Raw genomic sequence first — 23,212 nt, forward strand, 5'->3', positions numbered from 1 at the left:
GCGGTTTGTTTTCACCGTCTGGCTGCAGTCTGTTTATTCCTCGTTGGCGCGTACCCGGTTGGGCAGCAGCTCGTCGTGCTTGGCCAGAATCGGATAGGCCGCAGCGCTGACCAGATAGGAGTTGATGGTGCGCACGTCGCGCAAAATCTCCAGGTACAAGGAGCCCTGCTCGGCGGAGTCCAGCTGACCGGCCTTGATTTGGCGAATATGACGGTCTCCCGCCGCCACTTCCAATTCGCGGAAGAAATCCTTTTCAAAGGCCAGGAAGCGGGCGGTTTTTACATCCTCAGCCACAAACAGGGCGGCTGCCTGACGCTGGTTGCGGATCAGCCTGTCCATGACCTTGCCGATCTCGGCCTGTTCTTCCGATTGCAGTATCCAGCCTTGCTTGCGCAGCTTGGCGGTATGGCTGAGCAAGCCATTGACGCTGATCGTGGCGGCATGCGAGATATTGGTGGAGAAAGTCAGAATATCGTTCAGACGACGGGTATCTTTCTTGCTCAGGTTTTCCTGGTCCATGCTGGCCAGATAAGTGGTGATCAGCGGTTCCAGTCGGTTGACGGCATTGCTGATATAGCGCGCATGGTTAATGCTCTGGGCGCTATTGTTCAGCATGTTCTGGCGGGCCGTATCCAGGATTTCCTGCAACATATCGGACAGGCGCAGAGCTTCCCGTGCGGCATTGCCCAAGGCCACGGCAGGCACTTCCTGAGCGGACTGGTCCAGATACAGGGGCAGGCCCGGATCATCCGGGTCGGTGCGACGGGGCAGATAACGGCTCAGCAAGCGCGAATAGGGTTTGAGCAAAGGCAGGAACAGGGCTGCCACGGCCAGATTGAAGAAGGTGTGGAAGTTGGCCACGGCACGGGCCGGGTCATCGGTGAACCAGCTCATCAAATCCGGAATCCAGGGCAGCACAATCATGCCGACCAGACAACCAAACACACGTGTGCCCAAGTTCCCGATGGGCAGGCGTTTGTTGGCTGGGTCCTTGGTGCTGCCAGCCCCTTCCAGAATTGGGTTGATGGCCGTGCCCACGTTGGCACCCAGGACCAGCGCATAGGTCAGCTGTGGGTCCATATGCTGATGGCTGGCCAGCGAGATGATCAGCACCACAATGGCCACGCTGGAGTGCGCGGCCCAGGTCAGCAGGGCGGCGAGCAGCATGCCCGTCATGGGGCTGCCTGCCAGCGCTTCCAGAATGGTTTGCAGCAGTGGGGCGTCCTGAATGGGCGAGAACAGACCCACCAGTTCATGCAAGGACAGCAGCAAAAGGCCCAGACCAATAAAGACGCGGCCCAGATCGCGACGGCGTCCAGGCTCTTGCGAGCGGAACAGCCAGACACCCAGAAGAATCAGGGCGGGGGCCAGCGCGGTCATCTTGAAGGACAGCAGTTGCACGATCAGCGTCGTGCCCACATTGGCGCCCAACATTGCGGCCAGGGCCGGAACCAGGGCAACCATGCCGGTGGCGGCAAAGCTGGTAATCATCAGCCCGGTGGCGGTACTGCTTTGAATGGCGGCGGTAATGGCCGCTCCGGCAACAAAAGCACGGCGGGGGCGGCCCAGGGCATGGCCCATCCAGATGCCCAGTTCGGCACCAAAGGCGCGTTGCACACCGCTTTGCACCATGTGGATACCCCACAGGAGCAAGGCGATATAACCCCCGAAATCGAGAAGTGCGAAGATTTCTTTCATTGCTAAATAATAGCCCAGCGCATCTTACAAGCGTGAGTCTCAGGTATCAGTTAGACACATCTAGGTGTTGGAAGATTGCCGCGCTTGTCGGGCGGCCTGATCCAGCCCTTGCGCAAACTCCGTCTGTTCCTGATCGGAAAAGGCTGACAGGAACAGCTCCTGTACGGCGCCCTGGTAGATCTGCCACATCTGTTTGCGTAAAGCTCGACCTTCATCCGTGATGCTGGCAAAGGCGGCACGGCCATCTTCCGAGGAGCGACTGCGCTGGACCAGCCCCTGGGCTTCCAGTCGGTCAACCAGTCGTGTCAGGTTATAGCGCTCTATGACCAGCCGATCGGCCAGCTCATGCATGCGACGGGTTCCCTCCGGCCCGCTTTCCAGCCCCCACAGCACGTCGTACCAGGCATAGGGTGGCAACTTTTCGGCAGCCAGTCTGCGTTCGATTTCTTTCAGGATGCTGCGGTGCGCCCGCACAAAGGAAAACCACAGATCAGCATCGGAGCGACTCATCGTTCTTTCCCCCAGGAATTTATTTTTTAGTTGCAAATGCAATTATACGCGGATAAGATGCGCTCATAAAGTAGTTGCAATTGCAATCGTATGGGTGAGGGTCTGTCCTGCCCTGCGTCTTGTTCAGGCCGTGAGGACGTCGCGTGGCGGATCCGGCCTATCCACCTGGAGATTGTTATGAATCACGCTTTGCAGATCGCGGATGTGGACCCACAAGAGACGGCCGAGTGGCTTGATGCCCTGGAATCGGTCACCGCGGCAGAAGGACGCCCCCGTGCTCACTATCTGATTGATCAATTGCTGGATTTCGATGCGCGTCATCATGGTGACCTGTATACGCGCGTGACCACCTCGTATGTGAATACCATCCCGGTGCATCAGCAAACCCCGTACCCTGGCGACAAGGAACTGGAGCGCAAGCTCAATGCCTATGTGCGCTGGAACGCCATGGTCATGGTGCTGCGTGCCGGTCGGCATTCCAATGTGGGTGGACACATTGCTACTTATCAGTCTGCGGCGGTCCTGTACGACGTGGGCTTTGACCATTTTTTCCGGGGTCGCACTGAAAGCTTTGACGGTGATCTGGTCTATATACAGGGCCACTCCGCCCCCGGCATCTATGGCCGTGCTTATGTAGAAGGGCGTCTGGACGATGAGCAGATGGACAACTTCCGCCGTGAGGCTGGACGTCGTGGCCTGCCGTCTTACCCGCACCCTCGTTTGATGCCCGAGTTCTGGCAGTTCCCCACCGTGTCCATGGGTCTGGGCCCATTGATGGCTGCTTATCAGGCACGCTACATGCGCTATCTGGATTTCCGGGGCCTGAAGCCCATGGATGGCCGCAAGGTCTGGGCGTTCCTGGGTGATGGTGAAATGGATCAGGCCGAGTCTCTGTCCGCTATTGCCGTGGGTGGCCGTGAAAAGCTGGACAACCTGATTTTCGTGGTCAACTGCAATTTGCAGCGTCTGGACGGCCCTGTGCGTGGCAATAGCAAAGTCATTCAGGAGTTGGAAGCGACCTTCCGTGCCGCAGGCTGGAATGTCATCAAGGTGATTTGGGGCGCAGGCTGGGACGATCTGCTGGCCAAGGATAAAACCGGCTTGCTGCGCAAACGCATGATGGAGTGCGTGGACGGGGACTACCAGACCTTCAAGTCGCAAAACGGTGCCTATGTGCGCGAGCACTTCTTTGGCAAGTATCCCGAACTGCTGGAACTGGTGGCGGATTTGTCGGACGACGATATCTGGGCTCTGGCCCGTGGTGGTCACGATCCCGACAAGGTCTACGCCGCTTATGCGCAAGCCGCGCGCAACAGCCATGGTGGGCCGACCGCAGTTCTGGTGAAAACCGTGAAAGGTTTTGGCATGGGCGAGGCCGGTGAAGGCCAGAACATCAATCACCAGCTCAAGAAAATGAGCGCAGATGCCGTGCGTGCCTTCAGGGATCGTTTCCAGCTCCCCGTTACGGATGAGCAACTGGAAGAGCTGCCTTATCTGCGTCCTGAGCCAGGTAGCCCGGAAGCGGTGTACTTGCAGCAGCGTCGTGCTGCCTTGGGTGGCTTTGTACCATCCCGCAGAACCTCTGTTCCTGCCTTGACGGTGCCCACCTTGGACAGCTTCGCGGCCCAGCTGAAAGGCACTGGGGAGCGTGGCCTGTCCACGACCATGGCTTTTGTTCGTATCTTGAGCACCTTGTTGAAAGACCCGGTGCTGGGTCAATTGATTGTGCCTATCGTGCCGGATGAGTCGCGCACCTTCGGGATGGAAGGTCTGTTCCGCCAGATTGGTATCCACTCTTATTTAGGGCAGTTGTACACGCCGCAGGATGCCGGCCAGCTGAGCTATTACAAAGAGGCCAAGGACGGGCAGATCTTGCAGGAAGGTCTGAATGAGTCCGGGGCAATCTCCTCCTGGATTGCAGCAGGCACGGCCTATAGCAATCACGGTGTTCCCACGATTCCGCTCTTTATTTTCTATTCCATGTTCGGCTTCCAGCGAGTAGGGGACTTTATCTGGGCCGCAGCGGATGCACGGACACGGGGCTTCCTGTTTGGGGCAACCTCGGGCCGTACCACCTTGATGGGCGAAGGCTTGCAGCACGACGATGGTCATAGCCATGTGCTCTCCAGCGTGGTGCCTAGCTGCCGCTCTTACGACCCCACCTTCTCCTATGAGCTGGCTGTGATCATGCAAGACGGTATTCGTCGCATGTATCAGGATCAGGAGGACGTGTTCTATTACATTACCGTGCTTAACGAAAACTACCCGCATCCCGAGATGCCGGAAGGCGTGGAGCAGGGCATTATCAAAGGGCTGTATCTCTTGCAGGCGGGACCGCAGCAAAAAGCCAAGGCGCCGCGTGTGCAGTTGATGGGTAGTGGCTCGATCCTGATGGAAGTGCTGGCTGCCGCGCAATTGCTGCAAGACGACTTTGGCGTGGCCAGCGATGTGTGGAGTGCGCCCAGCCTGAACGAGCTGCGTCGTGATGGTCTGGACACAGAACGCTGGAACACCTTGCATCCGGAAAGCGAGCCGCGCATTCCTTATGTGCAATCTTGCCTGGAAGGGCATGCAGGCCCGATTGTGGTCGCAACAGACTATATGAAGATTGTGGGTGAGCAGATCCGGCCATTCCTGCCAGAGCGTCGTTTGCTGGCCTTGGGTACGGACGGCTTTGGGCGTTCCGACACACGTGCGTCGCTGCGCGAGTTCTTTGAAGTGGATCGGCACTTCATCGTGGTCTCGGCCTTGAAAGCCCTGGCCGACGAAGGCTCGATGCCGCGTTCCTTGGTCAGCGATGCCTTGCAGCGCTATCAGATCAACCCTGAAAAGACCAATCCCATGAAGCCTTGAGTCTTGCCAGTCCGGTCGTCTTTTTGGGCAAATGGCGACCGGCGGCGGGACACCAGCCAGCAAAGGGTGTGATGGCCTGATGTCTCCCCCGGTCAGGTCAGCCCTTTGCTGGCTGGTCCCTTTTCATGGCGGCGGGCCCGCCATTTTCTCCATCAAATCTTCATCATTCTGTGCCACAGTACGGCATGGATTATTCTATTTTTCTGGCCCGCCTGGCGGGCCTTGTTGTCTTGGGTACCTTGGGCAGCCAGGCTTATGCTCAAGCGCAGCCTCATGAATTGGCGCGTGCGGATGGCAGCACCATTCATTATTACGTCCAGCCTGCTATCGCCCCTCAAGATGGTGTGCATGAACTGCTTCTGATTGTGCAGGGCTCGGACTGCAATAGCGTGGCACACAAGAAAGTCGTCTGGGAAACCCTGGCCAAGGCGCGCCCGCAAGCCCAGGTGCTGGCCGTGGAAAAATATGCGCTGACAGCGGCTTTGCCCGCCAGCGACGATCCCGAGCGCGGCGACTGCCCGACAGACTATATTCAGCGCGACAACCCACAACAGCGTGTGGCTGATCTGGAGGCGGTTTTAAAACAGCTGCAAAGCCAGACCCGCTATGACAAGCTCTTTGCCTTGGGTGGCAGTGAAGGAGCGGTCATCGTCCATCTGCTGGCGGCCCGGACCCCTTATCTGGATGCCGCCGTCAGTTTTAATGGCGGTGGGCGCTGGTTCCAGGATGATGTGCTCTATAGCGTGTCGGTGGAGGATATGCCGGCCGTTGACAAGCAAGCCATGCTGGAGGGCCTGGGCGACTTTCTGAAGCAGGCCAAGGCTGGTCTGGATACCGAGATGAGTCAGCATGGTCGGGACTGGTGGCAGCAAATGCTGAATCTGGATCAGGCCGATGTGCTGCGAAAAATTGACATCCCTACGCTGGTGATCCAGTCCGGACGCGATACCTCGGTCTCGCCGCAAGCGGCTGCCGAGATGCTGGTTCAGGTTGATAACTCACATCTGGTGTGGCGTACCTATCCCGATCTGGACCATGGCATGAATCAGCCCGACGGCAGTTCGGCCATGCCACAGGTGGTGGGGGATATTGCCCAGTGGCTAAATCAGTTCAAGTGCGGCACCCCTTAAGTCTTTTTTATGGTCGGCAAGGTGATGACTTGTCGTCCGCGTTCTTTTTATTGGAGTAGTGAATGAGCAAGACAATCTTGCGCGCTGCGGTGCCTGAAGACGCCCGCGAATGCCTGCGTATTCGGGGACTGACCCGCGAGAATGCCTTTTCCGAGCAGGACCTGGCGGCCCTGGGGATTACCGCCGAAAGTTGGGCCGCCGGTATCAAGGATGGCAGTTGCCCCGGTTATGTCGCCCTGGTCGATGAGCAGATGGCTGGCTATTGCTTTGGTGATAGCGAGAGCGGCGAGATCATGGTGCTGGCGCTATTGCCTGAATACGAAAGCCTGGGGTTGGGCCGTCGTCTGCTGACACAGATGATGCAGGATTTGCAGGAGCGTGGTTTTATGCGCCTGTTCCTGGCCTGTAATAGTGATCCTCAGGTGCGCTCCCATGGTTTCTATCGTCATTTGGGCTGGACCGAAAGCGGCCAGCGTGATGAGTTCGGTGACGATATTTTGGAATATCACTTTGCTGATTAAGTTTGGAGTTGTGTGAGACCCCTTATGGCTGAGGAAAACATGATTGATTTAAGTCAGGACGTTGGAACCCTGAAGATGTTGTATGCGCCGTTGCAGCACCATTTCCGGGTGCTGGACGTGCCGACTTTGCCATTTGCCATTTTGGATGGCCAAGGTGCGCCCGAGCCTGCGGCGGTGGGGGTGGCCATCAAGACCTTGCAGATGGCTATCGAGCCTATCCGTCGGGAGGCACGCCAGCGCATGGGCCGTGACTTTATGGAAGCGCCGGTTGAAATTCTGTACTGGGCTGATGATTCGAAAGATCTGGAAGCAGGGCGGCGGGAAAACTGGCAATGGCGTGTACAGTGACGCTGCCTGTGTGGGCTGACAAGGCGGGGCTGGAAGGCGCAGTGGCCCAGATGCGCGCTCAGTTGGGGAATGCGCCGGCTCCTCGCTGGGAAGCCGTGACAGAGGGCAAGTGCGTGCAGGTGATGCACGTGGGTTCCCAGGCAGAGCTGTCGGTTTTGTTGTCGCAGCTCTATACCAGGTTCCTGCCGCAGGAAGGGCTGGAGCCTTTGGGCGTGTACCACGAGATCTATCTGAATGACTGGAGCAAGGCGTCGTCGAGTCGGCACAAGATGATCGTCCGGCAGCCGATATGCTAAGTTCAGGTCAAGGTATAAAAAACGCCCCAAAAGCACATAGGCTTTTGGGGCGTTTTATTGGGCTGTGCCGTTCAGGCCGCCAGTAGTCTTAGACCGACTGGGCGCTTTGCAAGGCCTGGATACGTGCAGCGATAGGAGGGTGGGAGGCGAAGATCGCGCTGATCGAACGACCACCCGAGATACCGGAGGCTTCAAAGTTCTTGGGCAGTTCGCCAGGAGCCATGCCGCCCAGACGGGCCAGTGCATGGATCATGGGCTGACGCGAACCCAGCAACTGGGCGGAACCAGCATCGGCACGGTACTCACGCTGACGCGAGAACCAGGCCACGATGATGGAGGCCAGCACACCAAAAATCAGCTCGAACACAAAGACCGAGGCGTAGTAACCCATGCCCACGTCGCGATCATTGCGCAGCAGCACGCGGTCCACAAAGTAGCCGGCCAGACGGGCCAGGAAGATCACAAAGGTGTTCACCACGCCCTGGATCAAGGTCAGGGTAACCATGTCGCCATTGGCAATGTGGGCGACCTCGTGGCCCAGCACGGCCATGACCTCTTCTTCGGTCATGCCGCGCAGCAAGCCGGTGGACACGGCGACCAGAGCATCATTCTTGAACGCGCCGGTGGCAAAGGCATTGGGCTCGCCTTCGTAGATAGCCACTTCAGGACGGCCAATACCGGCACGGTCGGCCAGTTGGTGCACGGTATCCACCAGCCAGGCTTCTTCGGCATTGGCGGGGGCGTTCGGGTCAATGACACGGGCGTTCACGCTTTGCTTGGCCATCCATTTGCTCATCAGCAAGGAAATGATGGCGCCGGTAAAACCGACCAAAGCCGAGAAAATCAGCAATTGAGTCAGGTCCAGACCTTGCGCGTTCAGGTAACGTCCCACACCCAAAATATTCATGGAGGCGCTGAGCACCAGCATGACGGCCAGGTTGGTGATTAAGAAAAGGACAATTCGTTTCATGAATGCGGATTCCGGTGTGACAGAAAAAATCGTGATCGTGAGAACACGATCTGCGCGAATTTTAGCCTTGATTCCAGGCGGGACAATAAAAGATTCAGCTTTTAGTCAGCTTTTGGACAAGATAGTTTCTTGAGCTGTCTTTTATGCTGTTGTGTAAGTGGTCTGGATATGGGGTTACCGGGCCACTTTTACAAGGTGGGGAGTATAGTAATGGCTTTCCCTTATTACTGATTTGGTCTGATCACATGCAGTCATTGTGGATGCTGGTAGCCTGCGCCATGTTTGCCATTATGGGGGCCTGTGTCAAAGTGTCCGCCGATGCGGGCGCATCAATGGCGCAAATCGTTTTGTTCCGGGGTGTGCCCTCAGTACTTCTTCTGGTTTTCTGGGCCAAGAGCCGTGGTTTACGGCTAGCTCCTCAAAGCTGGAAACTGCATATCCGACGTAATGTCTCCGGGGTCAGTTCCATGTGGCTGGGTTTTCTGGCTCTGGCCAATCTGCCTTTGTCCACCGCCGTCAGCCTGAACTACACCGCTCCCTTGTTTATTGCTTTCTGGATGCTTGCCTGGGGCGGCACCCAGCGTGATCCTGTGCGTCTGATTGCGGTGCTGCTGGGCTTTATGGGCGTGATCGGCGTCTTGCGCCCCAGTATTACGCCGGACCAATGGTGGGCCGCCATGCTGGGCCTGTGTGCCGGTGCCTTGAGCGCAGTGGCCATGATGCAGGTACGTGCCCTGGGCCGTTCTGGCGAGCCCGAATGGCGCACCGTGCTGCTGTTTTCCTGTTTTGTCGTCTGTTCCAGTCTGGTTGGTCTTTTGTGGGAAGGCTGGCGCGAGCTCAGCTGGCGCGCCTGGCTGGCCTTGCTGGGGGTGGGTTTGTCCGGTTTGTTCGGGCAACTGACCATGACGCGTGCTTTTGGATTGGGCTCGGCCTTGTTGACCGCAGCCTTGCAATACACCACCATTATTTTCGCCGCCCTGATTGGCATTGCTTTCTGGGGCGATGTGCCAGACTGGTTAGCCTGGGCTGGCATGGCATTGATTATTGGGTCTGGTCTGTTGTCGGCCTGGCGTACCTACAGCGAGGATCGTATCTTGCGAGGTCAGGCCACGGCAGTCGAGCAGGCTCCCGTCAAGGAGGCAGAACGTGTTTGAATTTCTGATTAGCGCAGAACAAGTCCAGGCCAATCTGAATAATTCGGAGTGGCTGATTCTGGATGTACGCCATGATTTGGCCGACCATCAGGCAGGACGACGCGCTTATGAACAGGGGCATATTCCGGGTGCAGTGTTTCTGGATCACGAGGTCGATCTGGCTGCACCCAAGACGGGTCTGAATGGCCGTCATCCTTTGCCCAGCCGTCAGGAGCTGGCGCAGCTTTTGCAGAAAAATGGCTTGCGCGATGGTATGCAAGTTGTGGTCTACGATGCCCAGAGCTCTTTGTTCGCCAGCCATATGTGGTGGATGCTGCGCTGGCTGGGTCATCCCCAGGTCGCCATTCTGGACGGTGGCTGGCAAGCCTGGCAGCAATTGGGCGGAGCCGAAGAAAGCGGTCCGGCCAAACCTGCCCCAGCCGCGGCTGAATTGAGCGTGCCAGAGCAGGCCGCCATGCCTACCGTGCAAACCGAACAGGTTCTGAAAAACCTCTCCAAACCTATCTTTACCGTGCTGGATGCGCGCGCTGCTGAACGATATCGCGGTGATGTGGAACCGATGGACCCGGTCGCGGGTCATATCCCCGACGCGCTTAACCGTTCGCATCTGAATAATCTGGGCGAACAAGGGCGGTTCAAACCCGCCGAGCAGTTACGCCAGGAGTTTCAGGACTTGCTGGGGGCGATTTCGGCTGAGATGGTTGTGCATCAGTGTGGATCGGGCATTACAGCTTGTCACAATCTTTTTGCCATGGAATTGGCTGGCCTGTCCGGCTCCAGTATCTATCCCGGCTCCTGGAGTGAATGGGTCAGCGACGCCAGCCGGCCTGTTGCGCGCAGCTAGTTTGCTGACTTGCCCTCGTGGTGCTGAAAAAGCCGCCTTAGGGCGGCTTTTTTTACCGCTTTATCCCGGTACGGACTCTCTATCCTGTTTGTAGGCTACCGCCTGACGCAGGCTCCCGTACAATGCCACTTCCAATTGGGCCTCGGCTAGTCCGGACGGCCCTCATTGATCAGGAATAGTTATGGTTAAATCTCGCGATGATAATCAAAGCGCCCAGGCGCCAGCCCAGCAGGATTTCGAGTCCGCTCTGGCACAACTGGAAGCGCTGGTCGCTCGCATGGAAAGCGGGGCATTGCCGCTGGAGCAGGCTTTGCAGGCTTATGAGCAGGGCGTGGAATTAGCCCAATTGTGTCAGCGCAAGCTGGACCTTGCACAAGAACAAGTCAGCGTATTGCAAGGCAATCTGCTGCGCCCCTTGTCCGGGGATGAAGCTGTTGGAGATAGTTAAGATGAGTTCTACCAGTTTTTCTGATTGGCTGCAGGCGCGGGTTGAGCAGACTGAGACCGTACTGGAACAGTTGCTGCCCCCTGTCAGCCAGGAACCCGCACGTTTGCACGAAGCCATGCGCTACTCCGTGCTGGGTGGTGGCAAGCGCGTGCGCGCTGCCCTGGTGTATGCCGCCGGTGAGGCTGCCTTGCAAGGCAAGCCCATGGCGGCTGCCCAATTGAAAGCCCTGGAGCTGGCAGCCGCGGCAGTGGAATTGATCCACGCCTACTCGCTGGTTCATGACGATTTGCCTTGCATGGACGACGACAAATTGCGTCGTGGTCGCCCGACCACCCATGTGCAGTTTGATGAAGCCTGCGCCATGCTGGCGGGCGATGCCTTGCAACCCCTGGCTTTCGAGCTCTTGGCCCAAATGCCGATTGCTCCTGCGCTGATTGTGCAAGCCATTACCCAATTGGCTCAGGCCGCGGGCAGTGCCGGTATGGCCGGTGGTCAGGCCATTGATTGCGCTAGCGTGGGCATCGCCCTGGACCGCGATCAGCTGCAAGAGATGCACAGCATGAAAACAGGCGCCATGTTGCAAGCCAGTGTTTTGCTGGGTGGTATCGTGGCGGGTGCGTCTTCTACCGTGCGTAATGGTTTGGAGGAGTACGCCCAGGCTGTGGGTCTGGCCTTCCAGGTTGTGGACGATATTCTGGACGTGACGGCGGATACCGCCACGCTGGGCAAGACGGCCGGTAAAGATGCCGCCGACAACAAACCCACCTATGTCTCCATCCTGGGTATGGACGGATCGCGCGAGCTGCTGGGTGCGCTGAACGAGCAGGCCCAGTTGGCCTTGCGCCCCTTGGGGCCTGCCGCGGCACGCCTGACGCAACTGGCTGACTACATCGTGGGTCGCAATCATTAAGCGACGCAGGGCCTGTGCAACTTTGGCACAGGCCAAGAAGCGTTTTACAATAGCCGATTGGCGATTGTTTTTAGACAGTCGCTTCACTTATTTGCCCGGATAGACGTCTTTAGTATGACAACCGTTTCCCTAGAGCAGATCCAGTCTCCCGCCGACTTGCGCCAGCTTGATCAACGTGATCTTCCCGAGCTGGCACGACAACTGCGCGAGTTTGTTCTGCAATCCGTATCCAAAACCGGTGGGCATTTGTCGTCCAATCTGGGCACGGTTGAACTGACCACTGCCTTGCACTATGTGTTCGAGACTCCCCACGACCGTATCGTGTGGGATGTGGGGCATCAGTCCTATCCGCACAAGATTCTGACTGGCCGCCGCGATCAGATGGGTGGCTTGCGTCAGCAAGATGGCATCTCCGGTTTCCCCAAACGCTCCGAGTCCGAGTACGACGACTTTGGCACCGCCCATTCCTCGACTTCGATTTCCGCGGTGCTGGGCATGGCCGTGGCCTCGCGCAATGCCGGGATCGAGCGTCAGCACATTGCCGTGATCGGTGATGGCGCGATGACGGCCGGTATGGCGTTTGAAGCCCTGAACAATGCCGGTGTGACGCCCGATGTGAATGTGCTGGTGGTGCTGAACGACAACGATATGTCGATCTCCCCGCCTGTGGGTGCCCTGAATCATTATCTGGCTCGCCTGATGTCGGGCCGCTTCTATGCCGCGGCCAAGAATGTGGGCCGTACTGTCTTGCAGCATGTCCCGCCTGTTCTGGAACTGGCGCGCAAGTTTGAAGGCCACGCCAAGGGGATTCTGTCTCCGGCCACGCTGTTTGAAGAGCTGGGTTTTAACTACGTAGGCCCGATTGATGGCCACGATCTGGATGCGCTGGTCTCTACCTTGAGCAATCTGCGTAATCTGGGTGGTTTGCAGTTCCTGCATGTGGTTACCCGTAAGGGGCAGGGTTACAAGCTGGCTGAGGCCGACCCGGTCCTCTATCACGGCCCAGGCAAATTTGATCCCTCCGTGGGTCTGGTTACGCCTACGACCAAGCCACGTCCTACGTTTACGCAGATCTTCGGTCAGTGGCTGTGCGACATGGCCAAACAGGACCAGCGTCTGTACGGTATTACCCCCGCCATGCGTGAAGGCAGTGGCATGGTGGAGTTCGAGCAGCAATTCCCCCGTCGTTATTTCGATGTGGGCATTGCCGAGCAGCACGCCGTGACCTTTGCCGGTGGTTTGGCCTGTGAAGGACAAAAGCCGGTTGTGGCGATTTACTCCACCTTCCTGCAGCGCGGCTACGATCAGCTGATTCATGACGTGGCCCTGCAGAATCTGGATGTCACGTTTGCGCTGGATCGCGCCGGTATTGTGGGCGCAGACGGGGCAACGCATGCCGGTAATTACGACATCGCCTTTTTGCGCTGCATTCCGAACATGGTGGTGGCCACGCCGTCGGACGAAAACGAAACCCGCTTGTTGCTGACCTGTTGTTATCAGCACCCAGGGCCCAGCTCGGTGCGCTACCCGCGCGGAGCCGGTATCGGTGCTGAAGTGGATCAGGAACTGCATACCGTGCCGCTGGGCAAGGCCAATCTGCGTCGTCAGGGCAAGAATCTGGCCATTCTGGCTTTTGGTCCCGTATTACACGAAGCCCTGAAAGCGGCCGAGGTTCTGGACGCTACCGTGGTGGACATGCGTTTTGTGAAACCCATGGACGAAGCCTTGCTGCAAGAGCTGGCACAAAGCCATCAGGCGTTTGTGACAGTGGAAGAAGGCTGTTTGATGGGTGGCGCAGGCAGCGCGGTACTGGAGTTTGTCAGCCGTGATGCGCTGGTGATGCCCGTGCTGCAACTGGGCTACCCCGACGAGTTCATCGACCACGGTGATCAGAAGAAAATTGCGCAGGATCTGGGTCTGGATGCCGGCGGCATCGAGCGCTCGATTCGTGAACGCTTCTCAAGTTTGCTTGAGGCGTGAGGCAATTTCTGCACAGTTTAGGGTTTAAATACCCCAATATGCGCGTTCTTGTTAAGGTTATCGAACCTCGCTTGCGATAAGCGTAAGATAATAATTCATTATTGTTTTTATTTACGGTTGCGGCTCTGTCGTAGCTGAAGCTGATGGATATGAATACAGTGTCGGAATCGCCTTTGGTCATGCCAGATGTGCAAAGCAGCATGGATACACGCCGTGTTGCGATTCAGCGCGTGGGTGTGCGCGGGGTGCGGCATCCGATGATGCTGGACCTGCAAGGGCAGGCCGTGCCCACCGTGGCGCAATGGGAGTTGACGGTGGCCTTGCCACCCGAAGAAAAAGGCACCCATATGTCGCGCTTTGTGGCTTTGCTGGAAGAGTACCGCCGTCAAGCCATGACGCCCGCCGGTTTTGTGCAGATGGCTCAGGCCATGCTGCCTTTGCTCAATGCCGGGCGTGGCGACATGACAGCCACCTTCCCCGTTTTCCTGGAAAAAGTGGCACCCGTATCGGGTGTGGCCAGCCTGATGGATTACACCGTCAGCTGGACAGCACGTGTCGGTGTGGATGCCCAGCCTGAATTTGAATTGTCCGTGCTGGTTCCCGTAACCAGCCTGTGCCCGTGCTCCAAGGCCATTTCGGAGTACGGTGCGCATAATCAACGCTCGCACGTCACCGTGCAGGCCGTGTTTGCGGATCCGGCTGCGCTGGATTTGCCTATGCTGATCAAGTCGGTTGAAGAGCAGGCATCCTGCCAGCTGTGGGGCTTGCTCAAGCGCACTGACGAAAAATACGTCACCGAATACGCTTACGACAATCCCAAGTTTGTCGAAGACCTGGTGCGTGATGTGGCCGTCAGCGTGCGCAGCCTGCCCGGAGTGTTGCGTTATAGCATCGAAGCCGAGAATTTTGAGTCGATTCACAATCACTCTGCCTACGCAAGCGTGCAGGGCTAAGGCTTTTGGCTTGTCAGCCAGCCTTTCTTGGTGCTAGTATCTATGGTTTCTTGCTCGACCCGGATTGAATGGGCGGGCTGTCGCGCTTGGTGCCTGACTGGTTTTACAGCGGGTAGTAGGCGATATCCACAAGGAGTTGTTCCATGCGTCACTACGAAGTAGTGTTCATTGTGCATCCCGATCAAAGCGAGCAAGTGCCCGCCATGATCGAGCGCTATTCGGCGATTGTTACTTCCGAAGGCGGTGCTATTCATCGTCTGGAAGACTGGGGCCGCCGTCAACTGGCTTACCCAATCCAGAAACTGGTCAAGGCTCACTACGTGTGCCTGAACATCGAATGCGGTCAGTCCACTCTGGACGAACTGGAGCATTCCTTCCGCTACAACGACGCTATCTTGCGTTACCTCGTCGCTGGCACGAAGAAAGCCCCTGAAGGCGCTTCGGTCATGATGAAGTCCGTCGAACGCGAAGAAGCACGTAAAGCAAGTACTGAAGCCAGCGCTCCTGCAGCTGCTGACGCTGAAGCTCAAGCTGAAGAGTAATAGCTCCGACTGCGTGAACCAGTTCTCTCTTGCCGGTCAGCTTATCGACATCAAGCCTTTGCGTTATACGCCGGCGGGTGTCCCAGCTCTGGAATTGGTCCTGGAACACGAATCTTCCGTAATGGAAGCCGGTCACTCCCGGCAAATCGTCTTGACGATGCAGGTAGTGGCTCTGGGAAATAATGCATTGGGTCTGGCAGACACTCCTTTGGGAGCCCGTTTGCAGCTACAAGGTTTTATTGCCCCCGCCCGTAAAGGCTCGACGCGACTGGTGCTGCATGTACAGCACTATCAGCGTCACTTTCCGGGACAAGGCTCTGTTACGGTTTGACTGGTCTGGCTCGATCGTCGCGAAGTGTTCAACACCTCGCTTCACACTGAATTCTTCCGGGTATAGCCCGGTTACTAACGAGGCACAAAATGGCTTTCCGTAGAGGCAAAGACAAAAAACGCAAATTTGCACAACAGAACCCACTGTTCAAGCGCCGCAAATTCTGCCGCTTCACCGTCGCTGGCGTTGAAGAAATTGATTACAAAGATCTGGACACCCTGCGTGATTTCATCCAGGAAAATGGCAAGATCATCCCTGCACGTTTGACGGGCACCAAAGCTCACTACCAGCGTCAGCTGGACACCGCTGTCAAGCGCGCTCGTTTCCTGGCTCTGTTGCCGTACACCGACAACCACAAATAATCCAGAGGAACCTTAGTCATGCAAGTTATTTTGCTCGAAAAAGTCGCCAACCTGGGTAATCTGGGTGACGTTGTGCGCGTACGTGATGGTTACGCCCGTAATTTCCTGCTGCCACGCAAAGTTGCCCGCCGTGCTACGGCTGCTGCTCTGCAAGAGTTCGAAGCACGTCGTGCCGAACTGGAAAAGCTGCAAGCTGAAAAGCTGGCCGCTGCTCAGGCTCAGAACGAAAAGCTGAACGGCCAAACTTTCACCCTGGTTCAAAAAGCCGGCGTGGACGGTCGTTTGTTCGGCTCCGTGACCACCATGGACATCGCTGCTGCATTGCAAAATGCTGGCTTTGCCGACCTGGTCAAGACTCAGGTTCGTCTGCCAGACGGTCACCTGAAAGCTATCGGCGAGTACCCCGTTCAGGTTGTTCTGCACCCTGACGTGATCGCTGAAATCAGCGTTGTGGTTCAAGGCGACGTAGCCTAAGACTAGCGCGTTGACGCATGGTACATTCTTTCATGGAGTGTATCTGCCAAGCTCAAAAAAGCCGGTGCAAGCCGGCTTTTTTGTTTTCTCTTCATTCTGTTTGAAGAGAGCCAGCACGCCTGCGGCGTGACTGTGCTGCCGCATTCGGTCCTGTCAGCCCAACACCCTGTTGAGCCTGACTGTTCTGACCCCAGATACACAGACTGTTCAAGCCCGCACAACATACTCTGTTGGCTGCGGCGTCGATTTTTTTCCTTGATTTGAAGGTATATGCATGGAAAGCAAGTCAGCCAAATCCGATTCAACGCTGGATTACCTTAGGGTCCCACCTCATTCCATTGAGGCGGAGCAGTCGGTGCTCGGTGGCTTGTTGCTCGATAATGCCGCGTTTGACCGTGTGGCCGATATTGTCACCGACGAGGATTTTTATCGTTTTGATCACAAGCTGATCTGGCAACACATTACCCGCTTGATTGGTCTGGCCCGTCCTGCCGACGTGGTCACGGTGTTTGAGTCCCTGTCGGTGGCGGGCAAGCAGGAAGAGGTGGGCGGCCTGGCGTATCTGAATGCGCTGGCTCACAACACGCCCTCGGCGGCCAACATTCGTCGCTACGCCGAGATCGTGCGCGAGCGCTCCACGCTGCGCAAGCTGGTAACCGTTGCCGATGACATTTCCTCGGCAGCCTTCAACCCGCAGGGCAAGGAAGCCCGCCAGATTCTGGACGAAGCGGAAACCCGCGTGTTCCAGATCGCCCAGGAAGGAGCGCGAGGCTCGCAGGGCTTTCTGGAAATTCAGCCCTTGCTGAGCCAGGTGGTGGAACGTATTGACGAGCTCTACCACCGTGAAGGTGATTCGGAAGTTACCGGGGTGCCGACGGGCTTTGCGGATCTGGACAAGATGACCTCGGGTTTGCAAGCCGGTGACCTGGTGATTGTGGCGGGGCGTCCTTCCATGGGTAAAACCTCGTTCTCCATGAATATTGGCGAACACGTGGCTATTGCACAGGGCTTGCCCGTTGCCGTGTTTTCCATGGAAATGGGCGCGGTGCAGCTGGCCATGCGTATGGTGGGTTCGGTTGGTTTGCTGGACCAGCACCGCATGCGTACCGGCAAGCTGACTGCCGACGATTGGCCGCGCCTGACGCATGCCGTGCAGCAGGTGCAGGAAGCCCAGATTTACATTGATGAAACGCCCGGCCTGTCTTCTATGGAAGTGCGTGCACGGGCTCGACGACTGGCACGGCAGTGCGGCCAGCTTGGCTTGATCATCATCGACTACTTGCAGCTGATGTCTTCAAGCGGTGGCGAAAACCGGGCAACGGAAATTTCTGAAATCAGTCGTTCCTTGAAGGGTCTGGCCAAAGAGCTGAACTGCCCCTTGATTGCCTTGTCGCAGCTGAACCGCAGCCTGGAACAACGACCCAACAAACGTCCTGTGATGAGTGACTTGCGGGAATCGGGCGCTATTGAGCAGGATGCTGACTTGATCTTGTTTATTTACCGTGACGAGGTCTACAACCCTGACTCACCGGACAAGGGCACGGCTGAAATCATTATTGGTAAGCAGCGTAACGGTCCTATCGGTTCGGTTCGCTTGACCTTTGCCGGTGCCAGTACGCGCTTTCTGGATTACATGCCCACGTAATAGGCTAAAGGTCTGTGTTCATGTGTGTGTTCATACGCGCATGACGGACAGCAGGGTGAAGAACAAAAGGGGAGGCATACATTGGTATGCCTCCCCTTTATTTCGTGTTGCTGAGGCATATGAAGGAACAGGTTGATCTGTTGAGTTGCAACAGGCAATCGGCCTGGGAGCTGGTCTTCTTGAGGCTATGAAAGACGGATTAAAGTTTGGAGGTTCGTAGCCTGGAAGAGGGATATCAACCCGAGTTTGAAGCTAACTACTCTTGGGCAAGTAAGTAGCCCAAGAAGCAGTGTAGAGAGCGCCCCCGTCCTTTCAGCCCTCGCTCCTTTCAGCCCCCGCTGCGGGCAGCCAGTCGCTTGGCCAGCCACGCGCACACCAGTAGCTGCCATTGGTGAAACAGCATGATCGGCAAGATGATGGGCCCCACCATGGCGCTGGGGAAAATCACGTTGGCAATCGGGATGCCGCTGCTCAGGCTTTTATTGGAGCCGCACATCAGCAGACTGACACGGTCCTCAAAGGAAAAGCCCAGCCAGCGCCCCAGGTTCCAGGCCAGCACTTGCGCCAGGGTCAGCAGAACGGCGTTGGACAGCACAATCAGCCCCAAGGCACTGAGTGGGGTGGAGGACCATAGACCACCCACCACTGCGCCTGAAAAGGCCGTATACACCACCAGCAGAATCGATCCCTGATCCACGACTTTCAGCAGTTGCTGGCGCTTCATCACCCAGGCCCCGATCAAAGGGCGCAGCAGATGTCCGAAGACAAAGGGGAAAAACAGTTGCAGCATGATTTTCCCCACGGCTTCCAGCGACACCGTGGCCTGGGCACTGGTCGCACCCGCCAGCATGATGCCGACCAGCAGGGGAGTGATGAACACGCCCAGCAAGGTGGAGGCAGAGGCGCTGCAAATCGACACCGGCACATTCCCCCGTGCCATTGCGGTCAGCGCCACCGCAGACTGCACGGTGCTGGGCAGGCAAGCCAGAAACAGAATGCCCAGATACAGATTGTCGGTTAACCAGGGGCGCAGCACGGCGGCCACGCCACTGCCCAGAACAGGGAAGAGCAGGAAGGTGACGGACAGAATCAGCAGGTGCAAACGCCAGTGGGACAAGCCGCCCCAGATGGCCTCGCGTGACAGGCGGGCACCATGAAGAAAGAATAGCAGGGCAATGGCAATCTGCGTGATGTGTTGAAACAGCGGCACGCCCCAACCTTGGGCGGGCAGCAGACTGGCAAGAGCAACAGTGGCAAACAGCTTCAGCAAAAACGGGTCAATCGGCAAACGCTTGATCATGCTTGGTGAGCGCTCATGGAAAGAGCCATACGGTAGGCATAGCCCAGAGAGGAGGCATCAGCCTTGCCCTGTCCGGCAATGTCGTACGCCGTGCCGTGGTCCACACTGGTGCGAATAAAGGGCAGGCCCACCGTCACGTTCACGCCTTCGTCCAGACCCAGCAGCTTGATGGGAATCAGGCCCTGGTCATGGTATTGGGCTACCACAATATCAAACTCCCCCTGACGAGCCCGCATGAAAATCGTATCGCCGGGCCAGGGGCCGCTGGCTTGTATGCCTTCAGCGCAGGCTTGTTCAATAGCCGGGGTGATCTGCTCTATGTCTTCCAGGCCAAACTTGCCGCCTTCACCAGCATGGGGGTTCAGACCGGCCACCGCCACGCGGGGTTTGGCGATTCCGGCCTGGGTGCAGGCCAGCTGTGCCAGCCGTATGGTCTGCAAGACGCGTTCTTTGCTAATCAGGGAGGGGACACGGGCCAGCGGTTCGTGAATGGTGACCAGAATGGAGCGCAAATGCTCGTTGGCCAGCATCATGGCGTAGTGCTCGGTGTGGCTGCGCTCGGCCAGAATCTCGGTATGGCCGGGGGCATCAATACCGCCTTTTTGCATGGCCAGCTTGTTCAGCGGGGCGGTGACGATGGCACGGATCAGGCCAGCCTGGGCATCATCAATGGCGTGGCACAGGTACTCGTAGGCACCGCGTCCGGCCAGGGCGTGAACCTCGCCATAGGGCAGGTCTTCAGGCAGGGCTTGCCAGCGATTCAGTACCGCAATCACCCCCTTGGGCGTGCAAACGGGCTGCTCCACTTCTTCGACGTGCCAGTCTTGAGCGGCACCAATCAGCGTCAGGGCACGGCGCATCGCGCCCGCATCGCCATAAACCACGGCGGGGTGGGGCAAGCCTTCAACAATCAGGCGGGCAATAATTTCCGGGCCTATGCCAGCGGCATCGCCCATGGTCAGCCCGATGGGCTGTGCGGTACGTTTCATAGCAGTCATTAAAAAATCCCCCACGCTGCGTCCTTGCTGTGCTTACCTGCCTTGATGCAGCCTGGCGGTAAAAAAAAACCGGGTCCAGGACCCGGTTTGAGTGAGTAGAGATTCGGTTTAGAGTGCGTCGCTGGCGTAATCGGCCAGACGGGAGCGCTCACCACGTTGCAAGGTAATGTGGCCTGCATGCGGCCAGCCTTTGAATCGGTCTACCACGTAGGTCAGCCCCGAACTGCCCTCGGTCAGGTAGGGCGTGTCGATCTGGGCAATATTGCCCAAGCAGACAATTTTAGTTCCTGGACCGGCGCGCGTCACCAGTGTTTTCATCTGCTTGGGCGTCAGGTTCTGGGCCTCGTCGATGATCAGGAACTTGTTCATGAAGGTACGACCCCGCATGAAGCTCAGGGATTTGACCTTGATCTTGGAGCGCACCAGTTCCATGGTGGAGTTGCGTGGAGCCTCGGTGCCTTGCGGATTGTTCAGGTTGTTGGAGGACTTGCCGGTGCCCAGATGCAGGACTTCCAGGTTGTCTTCCAGCGCACCCATCCAGGGCTGCATTTTCTCTTCCTCGGTACCGGGCAGGAAGCCAATGTCATCCCCCACCGGCACGGTGGCCCGGGTGATGATGATCTCGTTGTAGCGCTTGGTCTCCAGGGTTTGGGTCAGCGCACTGGCCAGGGCCAGCAGCGTCTTACCCGTACCGGCATGGCCCAGCAGGGAGACGAAATCAAAATCCGGGTTCATCAACAGGTTCAGGGCAAAGTTCTGTTCGCGGTTGCGAGCAGTAATGCCCCAGACGTTGTTCTTGCCGTGACTGTAGTCGCGCAAGGTGGCCAGTACCGCGGTATTGCCGGCTGTTTCGCGTACCTGGGCATACAAGGGGTCGTCGCCTTCGGTAAACACGAACTGGTTGACCATGAACTGGCTACACAGCGGCCCGCTGATGCGGTAGAAGGTGGTGCCACCCTGTTGCCAGGATTCCATGTTCTTGCCGTGCTTGGTCCAGAAATTGTCCGGCAAGGGCATGACACCGTCATACAGCAGGTCGGAGTCATCCAGAACGTGATCGTGGCGGTAGTCTTCGGCCAGCAGGCCCAGTGCCTTGGCCTTCAGGCGCATATTGATGTCTTTGGACACCAGCACCACTTCGCGTTTGGGCATGCTCTGGGTCAGGGCATTGACCACGGCCAGAATGGCATTGTCCGCCTTGCCCAACGGCAGCTGGATAGGCAGGGTGGTATCCAGAGCGCTGGTCTGGAAGGTGACGGCGCCACGCGCTTCGGTATTGCCGATGCCATCCAGATTGATGGGCTTGTCCAGACCATGATCGCCCACCAGACCTTCCAGAGAGCGGCTGACCTGACGCGCATTGCGAGCCACTTCAGACAGGCCCTTTTTCTGGTGATCCAGCTCTTCGAGCACCATCATGGGCAGGAAGATGTCGTGCTCTTCAAACTTGAACAGCGAATTGGAGTCGTGCAGCAAGACGTTGGTATCCAGCACAAACAATTTGCGCTGGGTGGGGGCCAGACGGGTGCGTTTGCTGGCTGCGCTGGCGACAGGCTTGGGAGCCTGGGCAGGGCTGGCGGCAGCGCTTTTGCTGGGAGCTGCTTTGGCCACACTGGCGGGCGCAGGCGCTGCTGCGGGGGCCGCGGGCGCCGTTTTGACGGGCGCAGGCTTTTTGGAGCGTGGCGTAGCAGCCGCTTTGCTGGGGGCGGCTTTGGGGCTGGCGGGGGGAGTCTCGGGTTCGTCTAGTGGTACGGGTGGATCGGCAAGGATGACACTGTCATCTTTTTCGCTAAGCAGGGTTCCCAGCTTGGTGGGCAACGTTGGTAGCGGCATATAACACGTACTCCTGGTTGTGTGCCGACCTGCTGGCCGGCACGGTAAGGTTTCAGGCTGCTTGCTGGACAGCCTGTAATACAGCTTGAACGTGGCCGGGCACTTTGATGCCACGCCATTCTTGAATCAACACACCTTGGGCGTCGATCAAAAAGGTGCTGCGCTCGATGCCACGTACCTGTTTACCGTACATGTTTTTCATTTTCATGACCCCAAACAGTTCGCACAAGCGCTCTTCGGTGTCGGCAAGCAAAGGGAAAGTCAGGGCTTGCTTGTCGATAAAACGTTCGTGCGAACCCAGCGAGTCGCGCGAAACGCCAATGATTTGCGCGCCTGCGGCCTGGAATTCAGGCAGGACGTCGCGGAAATTCTGGGACTCGGTGGTGCAGCCCGGCGTGTTGTCTTTGGGGTAAAAGTACAACACTGTCATTTTTCCTTTCAGGTCAGCGGCGCTGAACTCGCCCTGGGTGGAGGGCACGGAAAAGTCGGGGATGGGGGCACCAATTTGTAGGGCTGTCATGCTTTTTCCTGTATGAGTAAGGCGGCGACGACTCTGCGGCCTTCGGACATGAGGATATTGTAGGTTCTGGCGGCGGCCTGGGTATCCATGATTTCCACACCTATGCCCCACTGCAGCATTTCCTGCGTGACAGCGGGGTGCAAAAAGTGCTGGCGCTGGCCAGTACCAATCAAAATCAATTCGGGGGCATTGTCAGGGCGCGCCGGTGGGGCGTCGTCCAGAAAGGCCATGGGATCTTGCTTGACCGATTCCAGTCCGGCAATCCGGCGCAGCAGCACGGCTGTCAGCTCGGAAGCGCTTTGAATGGCCAGGTCCTGAACCGGACCTTCGGGACTGAAGAAGATGGAATGATCGTGGTTTTGAAAGTTGATCGCCACATAGTCTTCACCGTAAGCGGTGATGGCATTTAAGGCTGGATTGTGTTCGCGTTGCAGTTGCACGATGAGTCTCTCCGGTTTTCAGCTTCGATGATAGCGCAAAGCGCCAGTGACGATGCGGCACCTGATCTGTTTGCAGTGATTCTCAGTAAGTCAATCATGGATTAAACTCTTTGATTTACTTCGCACCTTTTGGTCTGGGTCTTCGCTTTTTC

Annotated in this window: 24 protein-coding genes; 16 read left to right on the plus strand and 8 right to left on the minus strand. The window is 57.4% G+C overall.

Translation table 11 applies throughout. The features are described from left to right. Positions 1 to 33: 33 nt before the first annotated feature. Together DUD43_RS05475 and DUD43_RS05480 are read right to left on the minus strand one after the other, a co-directional pair. Entirely contained in the window at positions 34 to 1,698 is a 1,665-nt protein-coding gene (locus DUD43_RS05475) for a Na/Pi cotransporter family protein (protein ID WP_153229460.1), read from the minus strand. Between the two features lie 60 nt (positions 1,699 to 1,758). Continuing rightward, positions 1,759 to 2,208 carry a MarR family winged helix-turn-helix transcriptional regulator gene (locus tag DUD43_RS05480; protein ID WP_153229461.1) on the minus strand — a complete coding sequence of 150 codons (450 nt, stop codon included), beginning with the start codon at positions 2,206 to 2,208 and terminating at the stop codon, positions 1,759 to 1,761. A gap of 177 nt (positions 2,209 to 2,385) precedes the next feature. On the opposite strand from DUD43_RS05480, the gene aceE reads away from it, so the two are divergent. The 5 genes from aceE to DUD43_RS19205 all read left to right on the plus strand — a co-directional run bounded on the left by aceE (position 2,386) and on the right by DUD43_RS19205 (position 7,356). After that, the gene (gene aceE, locus DUD43_RS05485; RefSeq protein WP_153229462.1) at positions 2,386 to 5,061 is read left to right on the plus strand and encodes a pyruvate dehydrogenase (acetyl-transferring), homodimeric type; all 2,676 of its coding nucleotides are present in this window, start codon (positions 2,386 to 2,388) and stop codon (positions 5,059 to 5,061) included. Positions 5,062 to 5,246: 185 nt separating this feature from the next. Beyond that, on the plus strand, positions 5,247 to 6,191 hold the full coding sequence (locus tag DUD43_RS05490; RefSeq protein ID WP_153229463.1) for an alpha/beta hydrolase: 945 nt from the start codon (positions 5,247 to 5,249) through the stop codon (positions 6,189 to 6,191). A 62-nt stretch (positions 6,192 to 6,253) separates the two neighbouring features. Then, the gene (locus DUD43_RS05495; RefSeq protein ID WP_153229464.1) at positions 6,254 to 6,712 is read left to right on the plus strand and encodes a GNAT family N-acetyltransferase; all 459 of its coding nucleotides are present in this window, start codon (positions 6,254 to 6,256) and stop codon (positions 6,710 to 6,712) included. 39 nt (positions 6,713 to 6,751) lie between these two features. After that, the gene (locus tag DUD43_RS19200) at positions 6,752 to 7,060 is read left to right on the plus strand and encodes a hypothetical protein (RefSeq protein WP_228125904.1); all 309 of its coding nucleotides are present in this window, start codon (positions 6,752 to 6,754) and stop codon (positions 7,058 to 7,060) included. Continuing rightward, positions 7,057 to 7,356: a GyrI-like domain-containing protein gene (locus DUD43_RS19205; protein ID WP_228125905.1), complete on the plus strand. Its 300-nt coding sequence runs from the start codon at positions 7,057 to 7,059 to the stop codon at positions 7,354 to 7,356. Before DUD43_RS19200 ends, DUD43_RS19205 begins: the two co-directional genes overlap by 4 nt. Positions 7,357 to 7,444: 88 nt before the next feature. Here DUD43_RS19205 and htpX read toward each other — a convergent pair whose 3' ends face one another. Continuing rightward, complete coding sequence (gene htpX / locus DUD43_RS05505; RefSeq protein ID WP_009457574.1) at positions 7,445 to 8,326, minus strand: protease HtpX; 882 nt, start codon at positions 8,324 to 8,326, stop codon at positions 7,445 to 7,447. A 245-nt stretch (positions 8,327 to 8,571) separates the two neighbouring features. On the opposite strand from htpX, the gene DUD43_RS05510 reads away from it, so the two are divergent. The 11 genes from DUD43_RS05510 to DUD43_RS05560 all read left to right on the plus strand — a co-directional run bounded on the left by DUD43_RS05510 (position 8,572) and on the right by DUD43_RS05560 (position 17,969). Beyond that, positions 8,572 to 9,480 carry a DMT family transporter gene (locus DUD43_RS05510; protein WP_153229465.1) on the plus strand — a complete coding sequence of 303 codons (909 nt, stop codon included), beginning with the start codon at positions 8,572 to 8,574 and terminating at the stop codon, positions 9,478 to 9,480. Then, positions 9,473 to 10,324 (plus strand): sulfurtransferase, encoded by an 852-nt coding sequence (locus DUD43_RS05515; RefSeq protein WP_153229466.1) that lies wholly within the window; start codon positions 9,473 to 9,475, stop codon positions 10,322 to 10,324. The genes DUD43_RS05510 and DUD43_RS05515 overlap by 8 nt, the downstream gene beginning before the upstream one ends. A 181-nt stretch (positions 10,325 to 10,505) precedes the next feature. Continuing rightward, positions 10,506 to 10,772 (plus strand): exodeoxyribonuclease VII small subunit, encoded by a 267-nt coding sequence (locus tag DUD43_RS05520; protein WP_003802451.1) that lies wholly within the window; start codon positions 10,506 to 10,508, stop codon positions 10,770 to 10,772. 1 nt (position 10,773) lies between these two features. Next, entirely contained in the window at positions 10,774 to 11,682 is a 909-nt protein-coding gene (locus DUD43_RS05525) for a polyprenyl synthetase family protein (protein ID WP_022983568.1), read from the plus strand. A 114-nt stretch (positions 11,683 to 11,796) separates the two neighbouring features. After that, a complete protein-coding gene (gene dxs, locus DUD43_RS05530) occupies positions 11,797 to 13,662 on the plus strand; it encodes a 1-deoxy-D-xylulose-5-phosphate synthase (protein WP_153229467.1) in 1,866 nt (621 codons plus the stop codon). A gap of 149 nt (positions 13,663 to 13,811) precedes the next feature. Continuing rightward, positions 13,812 to 14,615, plus strand: coding sequence for a GTP cyclohydrolase FolE2 (folE2, locus tag DUD43_RS05535; RefSeq protein WP_153231543.1), 804 nt, complete (start codon positions 13,812 to 13,814; stop codon positions 14,613 to 14,615). Between the two features lie 143 nt (positions 14,616 to 14,758). Continuing rightward, positions 14,759 to 15,157, plus strand: coding sequence for a 30S ribosomal protein S6 (gene rpsF, locus DUD43_RS05540; protein ID WP_003802446.1), 399 nt, complete (start codon positions 14,759 to 14,761; stop codon positions 15,155 to 15,157). 13 nt (positions 15,158 to 15,170) lie between these two features. Then, positions 15,171 to 15,488, plus strand: coding sequence for a primosomal replication protein N (priB, locus tag DUD43_RS05545; protein ID WP_153229468.1), 318 nt, complete (start codon positions 15,171 to 15,173; stop codon positions 15,486 to 15,488). An 89-nt stretch (positions 15,489 to 15,577) separates the two neighbouring features. Beyond that, a complete protein-coding gene (rpsR, locus tag DUD43_RS05550; protein ID WP_003802444.1) occupies positions 15,578 to 15,850 on the plus strand; it encodes a 30S ribosomal protein S18 in 273 nt (90 codons plus the stop codon). 18 nt (positions 15,851 to 15,868) lie between these two features. After that, positions 15,869 to 16,324, plus strand: coding sequence for a 50S ribosomal protein L9 (gene rplI, locus DUD43_RS05555; protein ID WP_153229469.1), 456 nt, complete (start codon positions 15,869 to 15,871; stop codon positions 16,322 to 16,324). A gap of 274 nt (positions 16,325 to 16,598) precedes the next feature. Continuing rightward, entirely contained in the window at positions 16,599 to 17,969 is a 1,371-nt protein-coding gene (locus DUD43_RS05560) for a replicative DNA helicase (protein ID WP_121738462.1), read from the plus strand. Positions 17,970 to 18,297: 328 nt separating this feature from the next. Here DUD43_RS05560 and DUD43_RS05565 read toward each other — a convergent pair whose 3' ends face one another. From DUD43_RS05565 to DUD43_RS05585, 5 genes are all read right to left on the minus strand, one after another. Next, positions 18,298 to 19,269: a bile acid:sodium symporter family protein gene (locus tag DUD43_RS05565; protein WP_153229470.1), complete on the minus strand. Its 972-nt coding sequence runs from the start codon at positions 19,267 to 19,269 to the stop codon at positions 18,298 to 18,300. Further along, positions 19,266 to 20,258 carry a 4-hydroxythreonine-4-phosphate dehydrogenase PdxA gene (gene pdxA / locus DUD43_RS05570; protein WP_153231544.1) on the minus strand — a complete coding sequence of 331 codons (993 nt, stop codon included), beginning with the start codon at positions 20,256 to 20,258 and terminating at the stop codon, positions 19,266 to 19,268. Before pdxA ends, DUD43_RS05565 begins: the two co-directional genes overlap by 4 nt. Before the next feature lie 117 nt (positions 20,259 to 20,375). Continuing rightward, positions 20,376 to 22,100, minus strand: a complete 1,725-nt coding sequence (locus tag DUD43_RS05575) for a PhoH family protein (protein WP_153229471.1) — start codon at positions 22,098 to 22,100, stop codon at positions 20,376 to 20,378. A 52-nt stretch (positions 22,101 to 22,152) separates the two neighbouring features. Next, a complete protein-coding gene (locus tag DUD43_RS05580; protein ID WP_153229472.1) occupies positions 22,153 to 22,620 on the minus strand; it encodes a peroxiredoxin in 468 nt (155 codons plus the stop codon). Further along, on the minus strand, positions 22,617 to 23,060 hold the full coding sequence (locus DUD43_RS05585; protein WP_153229473.1) for an Mth938-like domain-containing protein: 444 nt from the start codon (positions 23,058 to 23,060) through the stop codon (positions 22,617 to 22,619). The genes DUD43_RS05580 and DUD43_RS05585 overlap by 4 nt, the downstream gene beginning before the upstream one ends. Positions 23,061 to 23,212: the final 152 nt, after the last annotated feature.

The organism is Alcaligenes faecalis (assembly GCF_009497775.1).
GTDB lineage: Bacteria > Pseudomonadota > Gammaproteobacteria > Burkholderiales > Burkholderiaceae_B > Alcaligenes > Alcaligenes faecalis_D.

What these genes read in the sequence shown, in the direction of transcription:
- DUD43_RS05475 (WP_153229460.1), bottom strand. Translation starts at nt 1,698, where the DNA reads ATGAAAGAAATCTTCGCACTTCTCGATTTCGGGGGTTATATCGCCTTG.
- DUD43_RS05480 (WP_153229461.1), bottom strand. Translation starts at nt 2,208, where the DNA reads ATGAGTCGCTCCGATGCTGATCTGTGGTTTTCCTTTGTGCGGGCGCAC.
- aceE (WP_153229462.1), top strand. Translation starts at nt 2,386, where the DNA reads ATGAATCACGCTTTGCAGATCGCGGATGTGGACCCACAAGAGACGGCC.
- DUD43_RS05490 (WP_153229463.1), top strand. Translation starts at nt 5,247, where the DNA reads ATGGATTATTCTATTTTTCTGGCCCGCCTGGCGGGCCTTGTTGTCTTG.
- DUD43_RS05495 (WP_153229464.1), top strand. Translation starts at nt 6,254, where the DNA reads ATGAGCAAGACAATCTTGCGCGCTGCGGTGCCTGAAGACGCCCGCGAA.
- DUD43_RS19200 (WP_228125904.1), top strand. Translation starts at nt 6,752, where the DNA reads ATGATTGATTTAAGTCAGGACGTTGGAACCCTGAAGATGTTGTATGCG.
- htpX (WP_009457574.1), bottom strand. Translation starts at nt 8,326, where the DNA reads ATGAAACGAATTGTCCTTTTCTTAATCACCAACCTGGCCGTCATGCTG.
- DUD43_RS05510 (WP_153229465.1), top strand. Translation starts at nt 8,572, where the DNA reads ATGCAGTCATTGTGGATGCTGGTAGCCTGCGCCATGTTTGCCATTATG.
- DUD43_RS05520 (WP_003802451.1), top strand. Translation starts at nt 10,506, where the DNA reads ATGGTTAAATCTCGCGATGATAATCAAAGCGCCCAGGCGCCAGCCCAG.
- DUD43_RS05525 (WP_022983568.1), top strand. Translation starts at nt 10,774, where the DNA reads ATGAGTTCTACCAGTTTTTCTGATTGGCTGCAGGCGCGGGTTGAGCAG.
- dxs (WP_153229467.1), top strand. Translation starts at nt 11,797, where the DNA reads ATGACAACCGTTTCCCTAGAGCAGATCCAGTCTCCCGCCGACTTGCGC.
- folE2 (WP_153231543.1), top strand. Translation starts at nt 13,812, where the DNA reads ATGAATACAGTGTCGGAATCGCCTTTGGTCATGCCAGATGTGCAAAGC.
- rpsF (WP_003802446.1), top strand. Translation starts at nt 14,759, where the DNA reads ATGCGTCACTACGAAGTAGTGTTCATTGTGCATCCCGATCAAAGCGAG.
- rpsR (WP_003802444.1), top strand. Translation starts at nt 15,578, where the DNA reads ATGGCTTTCCGTAGAGGCAAAGACAAAAAACGCAAATTTGCACAACAG.
- rplI (WP_153229469.1), top strand. Translation starts at nt 15,869, where the DNA reads ATGCAAGTTATTTTGCTCGAAAAAGTCGCCAACCTGGGTAATCTGGGT.
- DUD43_RS05560 (WP_121738462.1), top strand. Translation starts at nt 16,599, where the DNA reads ATGGAAAGCAAGTCAGCCAAATCCGATTCAACGCTGGATTACCTTAGG.
- DUD43_RS05565 (WP_153229470.1), bottom strand. Translation starts at nt 19,269, where the DNA reads ATGATCAAGCGTTTGCCGATTGACCCGTTTTTGCTGAAGCTGTTTGCC.
- pdxA (WP_153231544.1), bottom strand. Translation starts at nt 20,258, where the DNA reads ATGAAACGTACCGCACAGCCCATCGGGCTGACCATGGGCGATGCCGCT.
- DUD43_RS05575 (WP_153229471.1), bottom strand. Translation starts at nt 22,100, where the DNA reads ATGCCGCTACCAACGTTGCCCACCAAGCTGGGAACCCTGCTTAGCGAA.
- DUD43_RS05580 (WP_153229472.1), bottom strand. Translation starts at nt 22,620, where the DNA reads ATGACAGCCCTACAAATTGGTGCCCCCATCCCCGACTTTTCCGTGCCC.